This is a genomic window from Streptomyces sp. NPDC033221, from assembly GCF_055577005.1.
The window spans coordinates 34,292-47,638 of the sequence record NZ_JBVIQN010000034.1 but is presented as its reverse complement, the minus strand read 5'-3'; the positions used below and the strand labels follow the sequence as shown (position 1 = coordinate 47,638).

Here is a 13,347-nt window from a genome sequence, read left to right as displayed (position 1 = left end):
TGCCGCTCTGTTTCGTGATGTTCATGCTGTGTTGCGCAGTGAAATTTTAATGGGTTTGGTCGGTATTGCGGTTCGGTGCCTGGTGAGTCGGATGACTCGGTGGAGCGGTTGGAGAGCCCGGTTGTCAGTGCCTGCTGCTACTGCTGTGGTGTCACGATCTCGGGTGAAGGGGTGAGGGCATGTCGCAGGGGAGTGTCGGCATCGATGTGCGGTTATGGGGTAAGGAGCGTGGGCTGCCGGGCCGGTATCCGTTGATCTGTCATCTGCTGGATACGGCGGCGGTTGCGGGGGAGCTGTGGGATCGGGTGCTGACGGGGGCGGCGCGGCAGCGGTTGGCGGAGGGGCTGGGGTTGCCGGAGAAGCGGTGCCGGCGGTTGGTGTGTCTGTGGGCGGGGCTGCATGACGTCGGGAAGATTATTCCGGTGTTTCAGGCGGGCGTGCCGTCGGTGTACGCGGAGTTGCTGGAGGACGCTGTCTACGGGCATCGGGCGGGGGCTGAGCGGCAGGCGTTGCGGCACGATGTGGCGACGCAGTGGGCTCTGACGGAGCTGTTCGCGCAGTGGGGGTATCCGGTGGCGAAGCCGGCGCGGCGGTCGGTTCATCATCAGGTAGCGCAGTTGCTGGGCGGTCATCACGGGTGTGTGCACCAGGCGCTGGAGAGCCGGAAGCTGAGGGCTGTGCAGGACTGGGTGCCGCAGCTGGGCGGGGTGGGGTGGGGGGCGCAGCGGGTGGCGCATGCGGAGGCGGTGCGGCGGGTGACGGGGTGCGCTGCGGGGGATGTGCCGCGGGGTGTGTTGCCTGCGCAGGTGGCGGTGGTGCTGTTGGGGTTGGTGGTGGTGGCGGACTGGTTGGCGAGTCAGGAGTCGGTGATTGAGCAGCGCTTGCCTGCCGAGGGCTGGTGTGGTGATGAGGCTGAGCTTGGGGCGCATTGGTTGGTGGCGGTGGCTGGGGCCGGGGGGTGGGTGGCCGAGGCCGGGCTTGGGGTGGCCGGCTTTGTGGAGAGGCCGTTCAGTGAGCGGTTTGGGTTTGGTCCCAATGCGTTGCAGCGGTCGGTGGCGGAGGAGTTTGCGCAGATGGCGGGCGGGCCGGGGCTGTTGCTGGTGACGGCGCCGACGGGGGAGGGGAAGACGGAGGCGGCGTTGCACGCGGCGTCGGTGCTGGCGCGGGCGTCGGGGGCGTCGGGGTTGTTTTTTGCGTTGCCGACGATGGCGACGGCGGATGCGATGCATGGGCGGGTGGGGGAGTTCGTGGCGCGGAATGTGGTGGGGGAGCGGTCTTTGGCGTTGCTGCACAGCATGGCGGGGCTGAGTGAGGACGGTGGTGTGTCGGCTGGTGTTGAGGGCTCGCAGGTGGTGGGGGATGCGCGTTCGCGGGTGGTGGCGGGGCAGTGGTTGCGCGGGGCCCGTCGGGGGTTGTTGGCGCCGTTGGCGACGGGGACGGTGGACCAGGCGCTGGCCGGGGTGTTGCCGGTGCGGTACAACGTGTTGCGGCTGGCGGGGCTGGCGAACAAGGTGCTGGTGGTGGATGAGGCCCATGCGTACGGGCCGTGGATGCATGCGTTGCTGGTGCGGCTGCTGGAGTGGCTGGGGGCGCTTGGGGCGCCGGTGGTGTTGTTGTCGGCGACGTTGTCGGGGCAGGCTGCGTCGTCGCTGGTGGAGGCGTACCGGCGGGGCGGCGGACACATGGAAGCGTCGGGAGTGGCGCCGGTGTATCCGGGGTGGCTGTATGTCGACGGGCGGTCCGGTGCGGTGGCGGCTCCGCGGGCGGTGGAGTGCGGCCGGCCGCGGCGGCTTGAAGTGACGTCGGTCGAGGTGCGGTGGGATGCTGGGGTGGAAGGAGACGGCGGGCGGGGCGCTGTGGTGGTGGAGCAGCTGCGGTCGCTGGTGGAACGGGGCGGGTGCGCGCTGGTGTGCTGCACCACGGTGGCGGACGCACAGCAGATGTTCGGGGTGCTGCGGGCAGCGTTTTCGGAGCTGGCCCAGACGCCGGAGGGGTTGTTGCTGCTGCACTCGCGGTTTCCGGCCCAGCGCCGGGCGCAGATCACGCAGGTGTGTGAGGAGGCGTTCGGCAAGCCGGGGCCGGGCCGGCGCCGTCCGGGGGTGTCGGTGCTGGTGGCGACGCAGGTGGTGGAGCAGTCCCTCGATCTCGATTTTGACTTGGTGGTCAGTGATCTGGCGCCGCTCGCGCAGTTGCTGCAGCGTGCCGGGCGGTGCCTGCGGCACGACCGGGGCGGTCTGGCGCCCGAGAACGGCGGGCGGGCTGCCTGGGCGGGACCCGAGCCGCGGCTGGTGGTCCTGGAGCCGGTGACCGGGCAGGGCCTGGTGCGCGCTCCGCAGGAGTGGGGGCAGGTCTATGACGCCGCGTCGCTGACGCGGACCCGGCGGGTGCTGCGGGAACGGGCCGGGCGGGGCATTGCGGTACCGGGCGACGTGCAGGAACTGGTGGATGCCGTGTACGCGCACGATTTCGGCGAGGGCCTGGCGGACGCAGCCGAGCAAGACCTCCTGGCGCGCCAGGACGCCGAGCGTCTTGGAGAGATCCTGGCCCAGCAGGGACTGGCGCAGCTGACGATGATCAATCCGCCGATGGGCATGGTGGATCTGGCGGAGCTGAGCGGCGGCGGCAGGGAAGTGGACGAGGCGCTGCTGACGACGCGGCTGGGGGCGGATTCCGAGCGCGTGGTGTGCGTCTACGAGCAGCCCGGCGCAGCGGTGACGCTGGATGCCTCGGGGGAGGTGGCGGTGCCGGGCTGGGACGGCGGGCGTGTGTCACCGGAGCAGGCGCGCGCTGTGATGCGGCAGACAGCGCCGGTCCCTGGGCGGTGGCTGCTCGGGCGGGGCGCCGAAGAGGCGGTGCCGCAGGCGTGGGAGCGCAGCGTGGCGCTGCGCGATCTGGTGGTCCTGCGGATGCGGCGATCAGAAGGAGACGACTCCTGGTCGTGCACCGTCGGAAATCAGACAATCTCCATCGGGGAACTCGGGCTTTCCGTCACTTAGGCACTCCTCCTTCGGACTTTGCATACCGTGTGACCACTTCGTCCGGCACGCCGTGGCGTGCCGGACGAAGATCGCCCGCTCGCGCGGGCAGTACGGCGCTGCTTGAGGCGGTTACGCCTCCCTCGCACGGTTCACCCCCGCGGCTGCGGGGAGCTGCCGAGACTACTCACCGTTTCGCAACTCGAGGTGTCATGTCTGCTGATCTGCACGACCTGCTCACTGAGCCGGACTTTCCGGTCCGGTGGGCGGATACCGTGCCCGCCGAGGACCGGCCCGATGCGGTCGGCTTATCCGAGCTGTTCTTGCGCGCGCACGAGATCCGGGCGCTGACGGTGGCGCTGCCTCCGGCGCTGTCGGGGCTCTACCGGGTGCTGTATGCGCTGACCGCTCGCATCACCGGCCTGGACGGTGCCCCGGACTGGCACGGGCAGCGTGAGCGTGTCCTGGCTGCCGGCCGCTTCGATCCCGGCCAGGTCGACGCCTACTTCTGTGCCCACGCCGACCGGTTCCGTCTCTACGACCCGGTGCACCCCTTCTTGCAGGATCCCCGGCTCGAGACCGAGTGCGACAAGCCCGCCGGGGCCAACAAGCTGGTCACCACGCGGCCCTCCGGTTCCAACCACGCCTGGTTCGAGCACAGCGTCGATGCCCGGCCACAGCCGGTTGCCTCGGCCGAGGCGCTGCAGCATCTGCTGGTGTGGCGCTACTACGGGCCCTCCGGCCGCTGCGCGGCGCGCACCGTGCGGGGCGTGAAAGAAGCCAACAGCGTCGCAGGCCCCCTGCGGACCGCCCTGTCCTACCACCCACTGGGCCCCACGCTGTTCCAGACGCTGCTGGCCGGGCTTGTTGAACCCGAACGCGGCCGGCGGTATGTGCGAGAAGACGACCCGTGTCCGTGGGAGCGTTCGAGCCCACCGGATCCGCTGACGCTCGAGGGCGTGGTGACCGGGCCGATGGCGAAGCTCACGGGCCTGCACCAGCACGCCCTGCTGCTGGTGCCCGACGCCGCCGGCACGCACGCGGCCGACGCCTACATCACCTGGGCCTTCCGGCAGCGCCTGCCGCGCATCGACGACTACCTGATCTGGCAAACCAGCCAGGCCGGCAACGCCTACGCCCGGTACGCCGACTCCCGCCGGGCCCTGTGGCGGGATCTGGACGCCCTGCTGCTCAGCAACCCGCCCGGCGTCGAATGCCGGCGCCCGCCGGTGCTCGACACGGCCGCCGACCTCTTCGAAGATGACGACGGCCTGCGAATCCAGGCACTGGGCATCGACCAGGAGGGACAGGCCAAGGACACCCAGGTCGTCGCCGCGACCACCCCACCCGTGGTGCAGCTGCTGGAGGAACGCGACAGGGAACTGGCACAGCTGGTCGGGCAGCTGCGGCTGGCCGGCGAGCGGACCGGCCAGCGCCTGGAGCGGGCCGCGAAGCATGCCTGGGCGCTGTACTGCGACGCCAAGGTCCGCGACTGTGCCTGGTCGGCCGCGGCCGCCGCCCGCTACTGGCCTCAGGCCGAGACGGAGTTCTGGCAGCGCCTGCACGAACGGCGCTTCGACGGCGCTGCCCAGGCCTTCCGCGCCCACGCCGAACGGATCTACGACCAGATCACCGACCGGGCAGCCGGCACGATGCGTGGAGCCCGGGCCCGGGAAACCGCACGCATCGAGCTGTACGGCGGCCGCCCCAAGAAGACCGCGGCCGCGAAGCCCCTGCTCCAGGCTGGAGACCCCCGATGACCGCACCTGCTTCCGCCCCCGCGCCCGGCGAGGCGCCGCCAGGGCCGTCCCCATGGCTGAGCGACGCGCGGGCCTTCGTCCGCGACATCCTGACCCTGACGGCCCGCGACACCGGGGCCCGTGCCGCCCTGCGCAGCGGAGTGGGCAAAGACCTGGACCGTATCCCGCGGATGCACCGCATCGTGGCGCCCCGACTGCCCGGCTCAGTGATGCACGACGAGGACGGCCAGCGCGCCTACTACGCTGTGGCGGCTTTGATCGCCGCCTATCACCGAGCCGACCACGCCGCCTCCGGCCCCGGCCAGCGCAGCGCCACCGAGACGCAGCCATCAGGCGGCGCGGCCGTCCTGCCCGATGCACCACATCAGCCGACCGATGCCCCGCCGGCCAAGGCCACGGCCCCCGCCGACCGCGCGGCCCAGCGAGCCGCTGCCGATCAGCAGCGACGCGACCGTTTCGGCGACAGTCTGGGGCTGGCCTACGCCACAGCCGTCGCCCGCGGCCCCCGCAGCGGCATCCGCGACAGCGCCGCGGAAACCCGGCTCCACCTGCTCAGCAAGCAGAGCACCCCCGGACTGCACCGGCATCTGCCGGCCGCAGTGCGCCAACTGTGCGACCGCAACACCCCACCGGACTGGTCCCGCCTCCTGGTCGACCTGCGCACCTGGCCCGAGAACCGGCACCGCGTCGCCCGCCGCTGGCTGCAGGACTACTACCGGGCCCGCACCGCCTCGGACCTACAAGCTGCACAGCACGCCGACGACACCCGGCCGGACATTACCGCTTGCGCCGACTCCGGCAACTGATCACTTTTCGACGCACCGACCTTCAGGAGCATCACATGGCCAGCACCCGCGACGCGTCCTTGCCGACCCCCGGACGGTTCATCGACCTCCACATCCTGCAGAGTGTCCCCTACGCCAACCTCAACCGCGACGACACCAACTCCGTGAAGACCGTGCAGTACGGCAACCGGGAACGCACCCGGGTCAGCAGCCAGTGCTGGAAGCGGGCGGCGCGGCGCTACTTCCAGCAGACCACCGGCGAATCCGCCCTGCGGACCCGCCGCATCGGCGAAAGCGTCGAGCACCTGCTGCGCGAGGAACGCGGCTGGCCGCAGGACCTGGCCCGCCGCGCCGGCCAGCACATCGCCACGGGCAGCAGCATCAAGGCCGACCCGCCCTCCGATGACGTCCCGGCGTGGAGCACCAACGCCATGGTCTACGTCCCCCAAAGCGCCATCGCCGACCTCGCTGACCTCGCCGAGACCCACCGCGAGCAGGTCGAGAGCGCCAAAGACATGAAAAAGGGCGTCAAGAGCGTCCTGCCCCAGCACGCCATCGACGCCATCCTGCGCAGCCGCAACGGCGTCATCAATCTGTTCGGCCGGATGCTCGCCGAAGTCGATGACGCCGGCGTCGACGGTGCCGTTCAGGTCGCCCACGCCCTGACCACCCACGCAACCGACGTCGAAGTCGACTACTTCGCCGCCGTCGACGACATCACCGACGCATGGCGCGACACCACTGGCAGCGCCCACATGGGCAGCAGTGAATTCAGCGCCGGCGTGTTCTACCGCTACGCCACCATCGACGTGGCCGACCTGCTGCGCAACATCGGCGGCGACCTCACAGCCGCGCGCACCCTGACGGCGGCCTTCGCCGAGGCATTCATCCTGTCTCTGCCTGAGGCGAAGAAGACCGCCACCGCCCCCCACACCATCCCCGACCTGCTGCACCTCAGCGTCCGCAGCGACCGTCCGCTGTCGTACGCCGCAGCCTTCGAAAAGCCGGTCAGCGCCGACCGCAACGGCGGCTACGCCGAACCCTCGCGCCAGGCCCTTTGCCACTACGCGCAAGCCGCCCACCGCCTGCTTGGCCCCCGGGGAAAGGCCCACGCCGGCTGGGCCAGCCTCGAAGACAAAGACCTGGCCGGCCTCGGACAACGCCACGACTCGTTCGACGAACTGATCACCACCTCCGTCAGGGCCGCCCTGGGCGAGGCCGGCGCATGAACACCCCAGAACCCGACGCCCCCGGCCTGCTGCTGCACCTGGCCGGCCCCCTGCAGTCCTGGGGCACCCGCAGCCACTACAACGAACGCGACACCGCCCCCCACCCCACCCGCTCAGGCATCATCGGACTGCTCGCCGCCTGCCTGGGACGCCCCCGCCACGCCCCCGTCGACGACCTGGCCCGCCTCGCCCTGGTCACCCGCACCGACCGCCCCGGCACACTGCTGCGCGACCTGCACACCGTCGGCGGCGGCCTGCCCGCCAAACACACCGTCACCACAGCGGAAGGCAAAAAGCGTCCCCCCGCCCAGGGCACCCTCCTCTCCCACCGCTCTTACCTGGCCGACGCGGCCTTCACCGCATGCCTCACCGGCGACCCACAGACCCTCCTCGCCTGCCACGAAGCGCTCCTCACCCCCCAGTGGCCGCCCTTCCTGGGCCGCCGTTCCTGCCCCCCCGAAGGCCCTTTGCTCATCGGCCTGTGGCCCCGTCCGCTGCACCACCTGGTCCACCTGCCCCTGGCCCGAACCCACACCGGCCACCCGGTACACATCCCTTTCCACGCCGACGCCCCCCTCGACCACCTCGCCGCCACCGAGCCCGGCCAGCAGGTCCAGCCCCACGCGCTGGACGGTGCCACGCCCACCAGCCACATCAACGACGAACCCCACCGCGTCCCAGGCAAGCAACACGCCTTCCGCACACGAGACCTCTACCAGCGAACCCTCACCCTCCCCGCACACCGATGCGCCGGCCTGGGCCCCACCTATCTCGACGCCCTCACCACCTACCGCGCCCACGTCACCCAAGGAGCAGCGTGACGAACACGTTGTGGCTCACCCGCATCCAGCCGGACCTGCGCCACCGCACCGCCCGCCGCGACCTCGCCAGCGCCGTCGCCCTGCACCACCGCCTGATGAGCCTGTTTCCCGACAACCTCGGAGCCCAGGCCCGCCGCCAGCTCGGCATCCTCTTCCGCACCGAAGACACCGGCCCGGCCCCTCTCATACTCCTGCAAAGTCACCTTCGCCCCATGCTCGACCACCTCCCCGCGGGATACGGCACCGCAGCCACCAAAGACCTCAGCCCGCTGCTGAAGGCCCTGCGCCCGGGACTCACCGTCCGCTACCGCATTGCCGCCAGCGCCGTCCGCAAACCCGGACACACCACTCGCGCAGCCACCCAAGGCCCCGCCGTCATCCCCCTGACCGGAGCCGACGCCGAACGGTGGTGGCACCGCCAAGCGGAGGAGAACAGCGGCCTGCATCTCGCCACCGCCCACGCCACCCCCCTGGACACCGCCCGCGGCATCCGCATCCACGACAAACACCGCATCGCCCACGCCCGCACCCGCTTCGACGGCACCGCCCTCATCGCCGATCCCGACCTGCTGCGCCAGCGCATCCTCGACGGCATCGGCCGCGGCAAAGCCTACGGCTGCGGCCTGCTCAGCCTGGCACCTGCGACCACAGCCGCACCACGGGCCAGCGCATGAACGACCACTCCACCGCACGCCGCAAACTCGCTGCCCCAACCGTCGCCATGCTGCCGCGCATCGCCGACTCGCTATCGTTCCTCTACCTTGACATCGTGCGCGTCCAGCAGGACGACACCGGAGTCTGCGCCGTGGTCACCACCGAACACCGCGGCACGGAACTGGTATACCTGCCCACCGCCGCCCTCAGCTGCGTACTGCTGGGGCCCGGCACCAGCATCACCGCCCGCGCTTTGGCCACCCTGGCACGCCACGGCACCACAGTCGTCGCCACGGGCGCCGGAGGAGTACGCACCTACAGCTCCACCGTTTCCGGCTCCCTGAGCACCCGATGGCTCGAACGCCAGGCCCGGGCATGGGCGGACGACACCGAACGCCTCGCTGTCGCCATTCGCATGTACGAGCACCGGTTCGGGCCCGCAACCGCACCTCCCGCCTCCACCCTGGCAGCACTGCGCGGCATGGAAGGCCAACGCGTGAAGGCCCTCTACAAGCTCCTCGCCCAGCAACATCGCATCAAACGGTTCAAACGCATCTATGATCCCGCAGCGTGGGACGCACAAGATCCCGTCAACCTCGCTCTGTCCTCTGCGAACACCTGCCTTTACGGCATCGTCCACGCTGCCCTCGTCTCCATGGGCTGCTCACCTGCACTCGGGTTCGTACACAGCGGCAACCAGCAAGCGTTCGTCTACGACATCGCTGACCTTTACAAGGCCGAGCTCACCATCCCCTTGGCGTTCTCACTCCACGAGTCCACCCACCCGGAGCAGGCCGCCCGACGGAGCTTCCGCAACGAGCTGAGGCTCTTTCGACTGATGCCGCGCATCGTGGCCGATATTCAGAACCTGCTGGAACCAGGCCGGATCCAGGACACCGAACTTGAAGAGCAACTTGTCGATCTCTGGGATCCCGTCAGCGGAACCGTGCCCGGCGCCGTCAACTACGCAGAAGGCAAAGAATGATGCGGCCGACTTGCTCTGGAGACTCCTGTGCCTTCAATGATCACCCTCGCAGCGACAGCAGTCCCCGAACACCTACGAGGAGCCCTTTCACGTTGGCTACTCGAAGTCACCCCGGAACTCTACGTCGGCACCGTGTCGGCCAAAGTCCGAGATGAACTATGGGAGGCGGTCAGCTCCTGCGTGGCTGACGGCATCGCCGTACTCACCTACCCAGCCGACAACGAGCAAGGCTTCGCTCTGCGAGTGGCAGGACAGCGCCGACGGATTCCCAAGGACTATGACGGTCTAACCTTGATCAGCTTCTCAAGTCCCCTAGAGGGCGACCTGCAAATGTAACGAACTGATAAACCAAGTATGAAGCGGCAGGTCGCGAAGGGTGCTCTCCGTGCGAGCGGAGGTGAGCCGTCCCGAGAGGAGGTCCGGTGGCCGCACGAATCGTGCTCTCCGTGCGAGCGGAGGTGAGCCCGTGCGAGCGGAGGTGAGCCGTTGCGCGGGATGTGGAGGTAGCGGCGCGGGTCGTGCTCTCCGTGCGAGCGGAGGTGAGCCGGAGTCCCTGTGACGGAGAACCGCGTGCACGACGTGCTCTCCGTGCGAGCGGAGGTGAGCCGGTGCACCGGCAGGTCGACCCGGACCATCCGAAGTGCTCTCCGGGCGAGCGGAGGTGAGCCGCCCAAGACCGCGACCGTCACGGAGTGCTGGGAGTGCTCTCCGTGCGAGCGGAGGTGAGCCGCACTCCAGCAGGGTGCGTGGATCTCCCTGGCGGCGCTCTCCGTGCGAGCGGAGGTAAGCCGGCGCGCTGTGCCCTGCTCGGCATCGAGATGCAGTGCTCTCCGTGCGAGCGGAGGTGAGCCAGCGTCGTCTACGACGACGAGGCGTTCCACCAGGTGCTCTCCGTGCGAGCGGAGGTGAACCCAGGGCTCCGGACTGGCTGCCGCGAGCGAACAGTGCGCCCGCCACTGCGCTCAGGAGCTGACCGGAGAGGTGGCGAAGTGAACCAGATTCCCCAGGAACCGTCCGAGCTGGATGCCTGGTGGCGTGAGGCGGTCGGCGAAGACGTGGCCTACTGGGTGCAGCCCGTCCGGCTCGATGCTGACAGGCGGCTGCACGTGCGGTGCCTGACACACGCCTGGTCGACCCAGATGAAGCTGCTCGGCCAGCCGGTGACGGCGCGCCTGAACGCGGCTGGTACTCGGCACCGCTGGCCCGCGACATCGGCATCGCCGAGTACCACGTCGGCGACACCGAGCCGGGCTCGGACGGCCCCGCCATCTACGTCGCCCGCATCGTGATCTCGGACGACTGGCCCGACTTCTGAGCGCCCTGGCCTCCAAGGTCCCCGTCAGGGCCGCTGCGGCTGCTGACGCGGCGGCCTGCGCCCGGAGCGGCTGCTGCGAGGGCGGTGATGCAGTGTCTTTGCCGCGTCATGGACCGCTATCGAGTGTTCCAGTGGGTGAGGGCGGGGACGGGTGCGGGCCGCGGGCGGCGCTGGACCACGTTGACGATGGGGGAGGGCGCGGACCCGGACGGGAAGCCGGCTTCGGCGGCGGTGAGGTGCTGGAGCGGTGCGGTGAGGGTGTCGCTGAAGTCGGCCAGCAGGTCGTCCAGCCGCTGGGTGGGCGGCGGCTTCGCCGTGGCCGCACTCGCCGACAACCACGACGGCTGGACGTTACCCTGGCCCGCCTGGCGGGCCATGATCGCCCGCGTGCGTGCTGCGCACCGCCGGGGAGGAAGGGGAAGCTCCAAGTGCACGTGCACCCCGATGCCGTTGCCGAGCTGCTGGTCAGCGCGTGGGGCGGAAATGGCCGGCCCTCCGGCACGGCAGAGCAGCAGATGCGCACGTTCCTTGTCTGCTGCCTGCCCGGCATCGCCACACCAGCGGTCGCACCCCTGCTGGAGATGGCATCGTGGCTGGGCCCCGACGCGGTGAGGACGTCGTGGGCGGCGTCCGTCCGTCAGCAGTCCCGAGGCCATCACCCCGGCCGCGGCCGCCCTCACCGCTCGTATACCGTGCCCCGGGCCGGGGCCTGCAGGCAGCGTGTGAGTCATTTTCAGCCGACGGCCAACGTGCCTAGATCGTTCCAGGGGGAGAAAAAGGGGGTGGGGATCGTGATCGCTTCGGGATAAAGTCGAATCGAACGCTCGTTCGAAGGAGGCGAGTGGCGGAGCAGGAGCTCCGGTTGTCCTTTGGGGCGATTGGGAGCGGGGTCTTTCCCTGCGCTGCACATTTCGAGGGGGTTGAAACGTGAACATTATTCCGCAGAAGGTGGCGCGGATCGTCGCTGTCGGAGGGGTCGCGCTCGCCGTAATGGGTTCCACGGTCGCGTATGCCAGTACGACGTCCACCAGCCTGTCGAACGGGACGCTCAGCTTTACCGCGGCCAATGGGCGCTACCTCGGCACGACCGGCACCAAGTTCTTCTCTTCGGCCAGCTACCACAAGACGGGCGGAAGTGCAGTTACGGTCACGCTCGGTCTCGACACCCAGACGTCCGAATTCAACTCCCCGCCAAAGACGGTGAAGGCGGGGCAGACGGTGAGCCACAACTTCGGCGGAAAGCCCGTCAGTACGGTGCCGAAGTGCTACGCCATCGGCTTCATGCGGTCGGGCGGGAAGCTGTACGAAACGCCTTCCATCAGGGACCTCTGCTGATCCGGCGCCTCCCTGTTCCCGCTCTCTGAAAGACATATCCGGTGATTGAAGCATCGGTCGGTGCGCTACCCGGCCTCATTCCGGCCTTCTTGATTGCTGTCGCCCTCCTGGGCACACCTGCATTCTTGATCGCCAAACGCAAGGGCCGGCCTGTCGGCCTGCCGCTGCTGCTGGCCGTCTTCCTGGCCGGTGTAATCGCCGTGACGATGATGCCGGGAACTGCCGGGACCGGGCAGGCCAAATCGTGTGACACCGGCCTGCCCGGCCTCGACTTCCTGACATCCGAGTCGGCCCGGCTGAACGTCCTCCTGTTCGTGCCGGTGAGCTTCCTCGCCGTGCTCCTGTTCCGCCGCCCACTCCTGGTGCTGGCTGCGACACTGGCGCTGACCTGCGGGATCGAGCTGGTGCAGGGCTGGACGGAACTGGGGCGTTCGTGCAGCTACGACGACATCAAGGCCAACGCCCTCGGAGGGATCCTCGGGCTCCTCCTCGGCTGCCTGTATCTATGGGGCCGTCAGCGTCGGCTCCCCTTCACCCGCAAAGACGCAATATGGGGCACCGGCGCGGTCGTTGCCGTGACGGCTGCCGTCGCAGTGCTTCTCCAGTCCACTCTCACCAGCGTCAACTACGAAGAACTGCACGCCCGTGCGAAAGAAGATTTCGGTGACCCTGCCGAGAAGCAGGAGTGGCTGGCCAAGACAGTCAAGGAACTTTACGGATCCCACGCCGAAGTCGGGGAGACGGAAGTTACGAAGCTCGCCGGCGACCGCTGGCGTATGCGGGCCACAACAAATCGCGGCACCCTTGTCGCTACCTGGCCGGACCGAAAACTGGTGGAGATGACCACGGACGGCAAGCCCGACGAGGGAAGTAACCTTCCTTCGGATGAGATAAAGAAGACGGCTGAGCGGTTCGCCCGCAAGTGGTTCCCGGGGGATATAGAAGGCGCCACCGCCGAGTTCCGGACTGTCGCAAAAAGGCATGAAGGGGGAATGCGCCTTCTGAGCTACCGCCGCTACAACCACGACGTTATGATGCCGATGCGACTGGACATCATCGTCAGCCCGGCCGGACGGGTCATCAACCTAGCCGCCCGAAGCGTTGCAGACCCTGCCCTGCCCGCTGTCACTGTTAGCAAGGCGGATGCGAAAAAGCAGGCCGAACGCGGTGCGCCAGAAAAACAGGCCCAACCGGTATCGCTCATGGCCCAACGCATCGACGGCACCTGGCGGCCTGTATGGCTGATCGGCCTCAGACCAAAGAACGACCCTCATAACGTGGACAAGGAAACCAGTATATTCCTCGATGCCGTAACCGGGAAAAAGTCCACGCCCGACAAGATTGACGAAGGCAATTCCTCAGTCAGTCCGAGTGCGCACTGAAGAAAGAGGAAGGTTCTGCCGGCAGTGTCGCGGGCCTTGGCAGGGCCGGCTCGTCGCGTTCTCGAAGAAGACGAACGAGGCCCAGGCCGGCCGGGGCGGCGACGGC

Annotated in this window: 13 protein-coding genes and 1 CRISPR repeat array; of the genes, 11 read left to right on the top strand and 2 right to left on the bottom strand. The window is 68.9% G+C overall.

Annotation, left to right across the window (positions count from 1 at the left end; all coding sequences use genetic code 11):
- The first annotated feature begins 179 nt into the window (after positions 1 to 179).
- The 8 genes from cas3 (at position 180) to cas2e (ending at position 9,545) form a co-directional block, all read left to right on the top strand.
- A complete protein-coding gene (cas3, locus tag ACZ53K_RS33420) occupies positions 180 to 2,996 on the top strand; it encodes a CRISPR-associated helicase Cas3' (RefSeq protein ID WP_468844155.1) in 2,817 nt (938 codons plus the stop codon).
- Between the two features lie 191 nt (positions 2,997 to 3,187).
- The gene (gene casA, locus ACZ53K_RS33415) at positions 3,188 to 4,735 is read left to right on the top strand and encodes a type I-E CRISPR-associated protein Cse1/CasA (protein ID WP_468844154.1); all 1,548 of its coding nucleotides are present in this window, start codon (positions 3,188 to 3,190) and stop codon (positions 4,733 to 4,735) included.
- On the top strand, positions 4,732 to 5,541 hold the full coding sequence (gene casB, locus ACZ53K_RS33410) for a type I-E CRISPR-associated protein Cse2/CasB (protein ID WP_468844153.1): 810 nt from the start codon (positions 4,732 to 4,734) through the stop codon (positions 5,539 to 5,541). Before casA ends, casB begins: the two co-directional genes overlap by 4 nt.
- Positions 5,542 to 5,576: 35 nt before the next feature.
- Positions 5,577 to 6,749 (top strand): type I-E CRISPR-associated protein Cas7/Cse4/CasC, encoded by a 1,173-nt coding sequence (gene cas7e, locus ACZ53K_RS33405; RefSeq protein WP_468844152.1) that lies wholly within the window; start codon positions 5,577 to 5,579, stop codon positions 6,747 to 6,749.
- Positions 6,746 to 7,570, top strand: coding sequence for a type I-E CRISPR-associated protein Cas5/CasD (cas5e, locus tag ACZ53K_RS33400; protein ID WP_468844150.1), 825 nt, complete (start codon positions 6,746 to 6,748; stop codon positions 7,568 to 7,570). Before cas7e ends, cas5e begins: the two co-directional genes overlap by 4 nt.
- The gene (gene cas6e / locus ACZ53K_RS33395) at positions 7,567 to 8,244 is read left to right on the top strand and encodes a type I-E CRISPR-associated protein Cas6/Cse3/CasE (RefSeq protein WP_468844149.1); all 678 of its coding nucleotides are present in this window, start codon (positions 7,567 to 7,569) and stop codon (positions 8,242 to 8,244) included. Before cas5e ends, cas6e begins: the two co-directional genes overlap by 4 nt.
- Complete coding sequence (cas1e, locus tag ACZ53K_RS33390; protein ID WP_468844147.1) at positions 8,241 to 9,209, top strand: type I-E CRISPR-associated endonuclease Cas1e; 969 nt, start codon at positions 8,241 to 8,243, stop codon at positions 9,207 to 9,209. The genes cas6e and cas1e overlap by 4 nt, the downstream gene beginning before the upstream one ends.
- 27 nt (positions 9,210 to 9,236) lie before the next feature.
- Positions 9,237 to 9,545: a type I-E CRISPR-associated endoribonuclease Cas2e gene (cas2e, locus tag ACZ53K_RS33385; protein ID WP_468844146.1), complete on the top strand. Its 309-nt coding sequence runs from the start codon at positions 9,237 to 9,239 to the stop codon at positions 9,543 to 9,545.
- A 40-nt stretch (positions 9,546 to 9,585) separates the two neighbouring features.
- Positions 9,586 to 10,118: direct repeats of the CRISPR family, unit length 25 nt; unit sequence GTGCTCTCCGTGCGAGCGGAGGTGA.
- Positions 10,119 to 10,171: 53 nt separating this feature from the next.
- Here cas2e and ACZ53K_RS33380 read toward each other — a convergent pair.
- Positions 10,172 to 10,315, bottom strand: coding sequence for a hypothetical protein (locus ACZ53K_RS33380; protein ID WP_468844284.1), 144 nt, complete (start codon positions 10,313 to 10,315; stop codon positions 10,172 to 10,174).
- Between ACZ53K_RS33380 and ACZ53K_RS33375 the strand changes: the two genes are divergently transcribed.
- Positions 10,265 to 10,498, top strand: coding sequence for a hypothetical protein (locus ACZ53K_RS33375; RefSeq protein ID WP_468844273.1), 234 nt, complete (start codon positions 10,265 to 10,267; stop codon positions 10,496 to 10,498). The genes ACZ53K_RS33380 and ACZ53K_RS33375 overlap by 51 nt on opposite strands.
- Before the next feature lie 142 nt (positions 10,499 to 10,640).
- On the opposite strand, the gene ACZ53K_RS33370 is transcribed toward ACZ53K_RS33375, so the two are convergent.
- Positions 10,641 to 10,901 carry a hypothetical protein gene (locus ACZ53K_RS33370; protein WP_468844145.1) on the bottom strand — a complete coding sequence of 87 codons (261 nt, stop codon included), beginning with the start codon at positions 10,899 to 10,901 and terminating at the stop codon, positions 10,641 to 10,643.
- 550 nt (positions 10,902 to 11,451) lie between these two features.
- Here ACZ53K_RS33370 and ACZ53K_RS33365 point away from each other — a divergent pair.
- Positions 11,452 to 11,859 carry a hypothetical protein gene (locus ACZ53K_RS33365; protein WP_468844143.1) on the top strand — a complete coding sequence of 136 codons (408 nt, stop codon included), beginning with the start codon at positions 11,452 to 11,454 and terminating at the stop codon, positions 11,857 to 11,859.
- A 41-nt stretch (positions 11,860 to 11,900) separates the two neighbouring features.
- Positions 11,901 to 13,241, top strand: a complete 1,341-nt coding sequence (locus ACZ53K_RS33360) for a VanZ family protein (protein WP_468844142.1) — start codon at positions 11,901 to 11,903, stop codon at positions 13,239 to 13,241.
- The last annotated feature ends 106 nt before the right edge of the window (positions 13,242 to 13,347 follow it).

What these genes read in the sequence shown, in the direction of transcription:
- cas5e (WP_468844150.1), top strand. Translation starts at nt 6,746, where the DNA reads ATGAACACCCCAGAACCCGACGCCCCCGGCCTGCTGCTGCACCTGGCC.
- cas7e (WP_468844152.1), top strand. Translation starts at nt 5,577, where the DNA reads ATGGCCAGCACCCGCGACGCGTCCTTGCCGACCCCCGGACGGTTCATC.
- cas3 (WP_468844155.1), top strand. Translation starts at nt 180, where the DNA reads ATGTCGCAGGGGAGTGTCGGCATCGATGTGCGGTTATGGGGTAAGGAG.
- casB (WP_468844153.1), top strand. Translation starts at nt 4,732, where the DNA reads ATGACCGCACCTGCTTCCGCCCCCGCGCCCGGCGAGGCGCCGCCAGGG.
- cas1e (WP_468844147.1), top strand. Translation starts at nt 8,241, where the DNA reads ATGAACGACCACTCCACCGCACGCCGCAAACTCGCTGCCCCAACCGTC.
- casA (WP_468844154.1), top strand. Translation starts at nt 3,188, where the DNA reads ATGTCTGCTGATCTGCACGACCTGCTCACTGAGCCGGACTTTCCGGTC.
- ACZ53K_RS33370 (WP_468844145.1), bottom strand. Translation starts at nt 10,901, where the DNA reads ATGGCCCGCCAGGCGGGCCAGGGTAACGTCCAGCCGTCGTGGTTGTCG.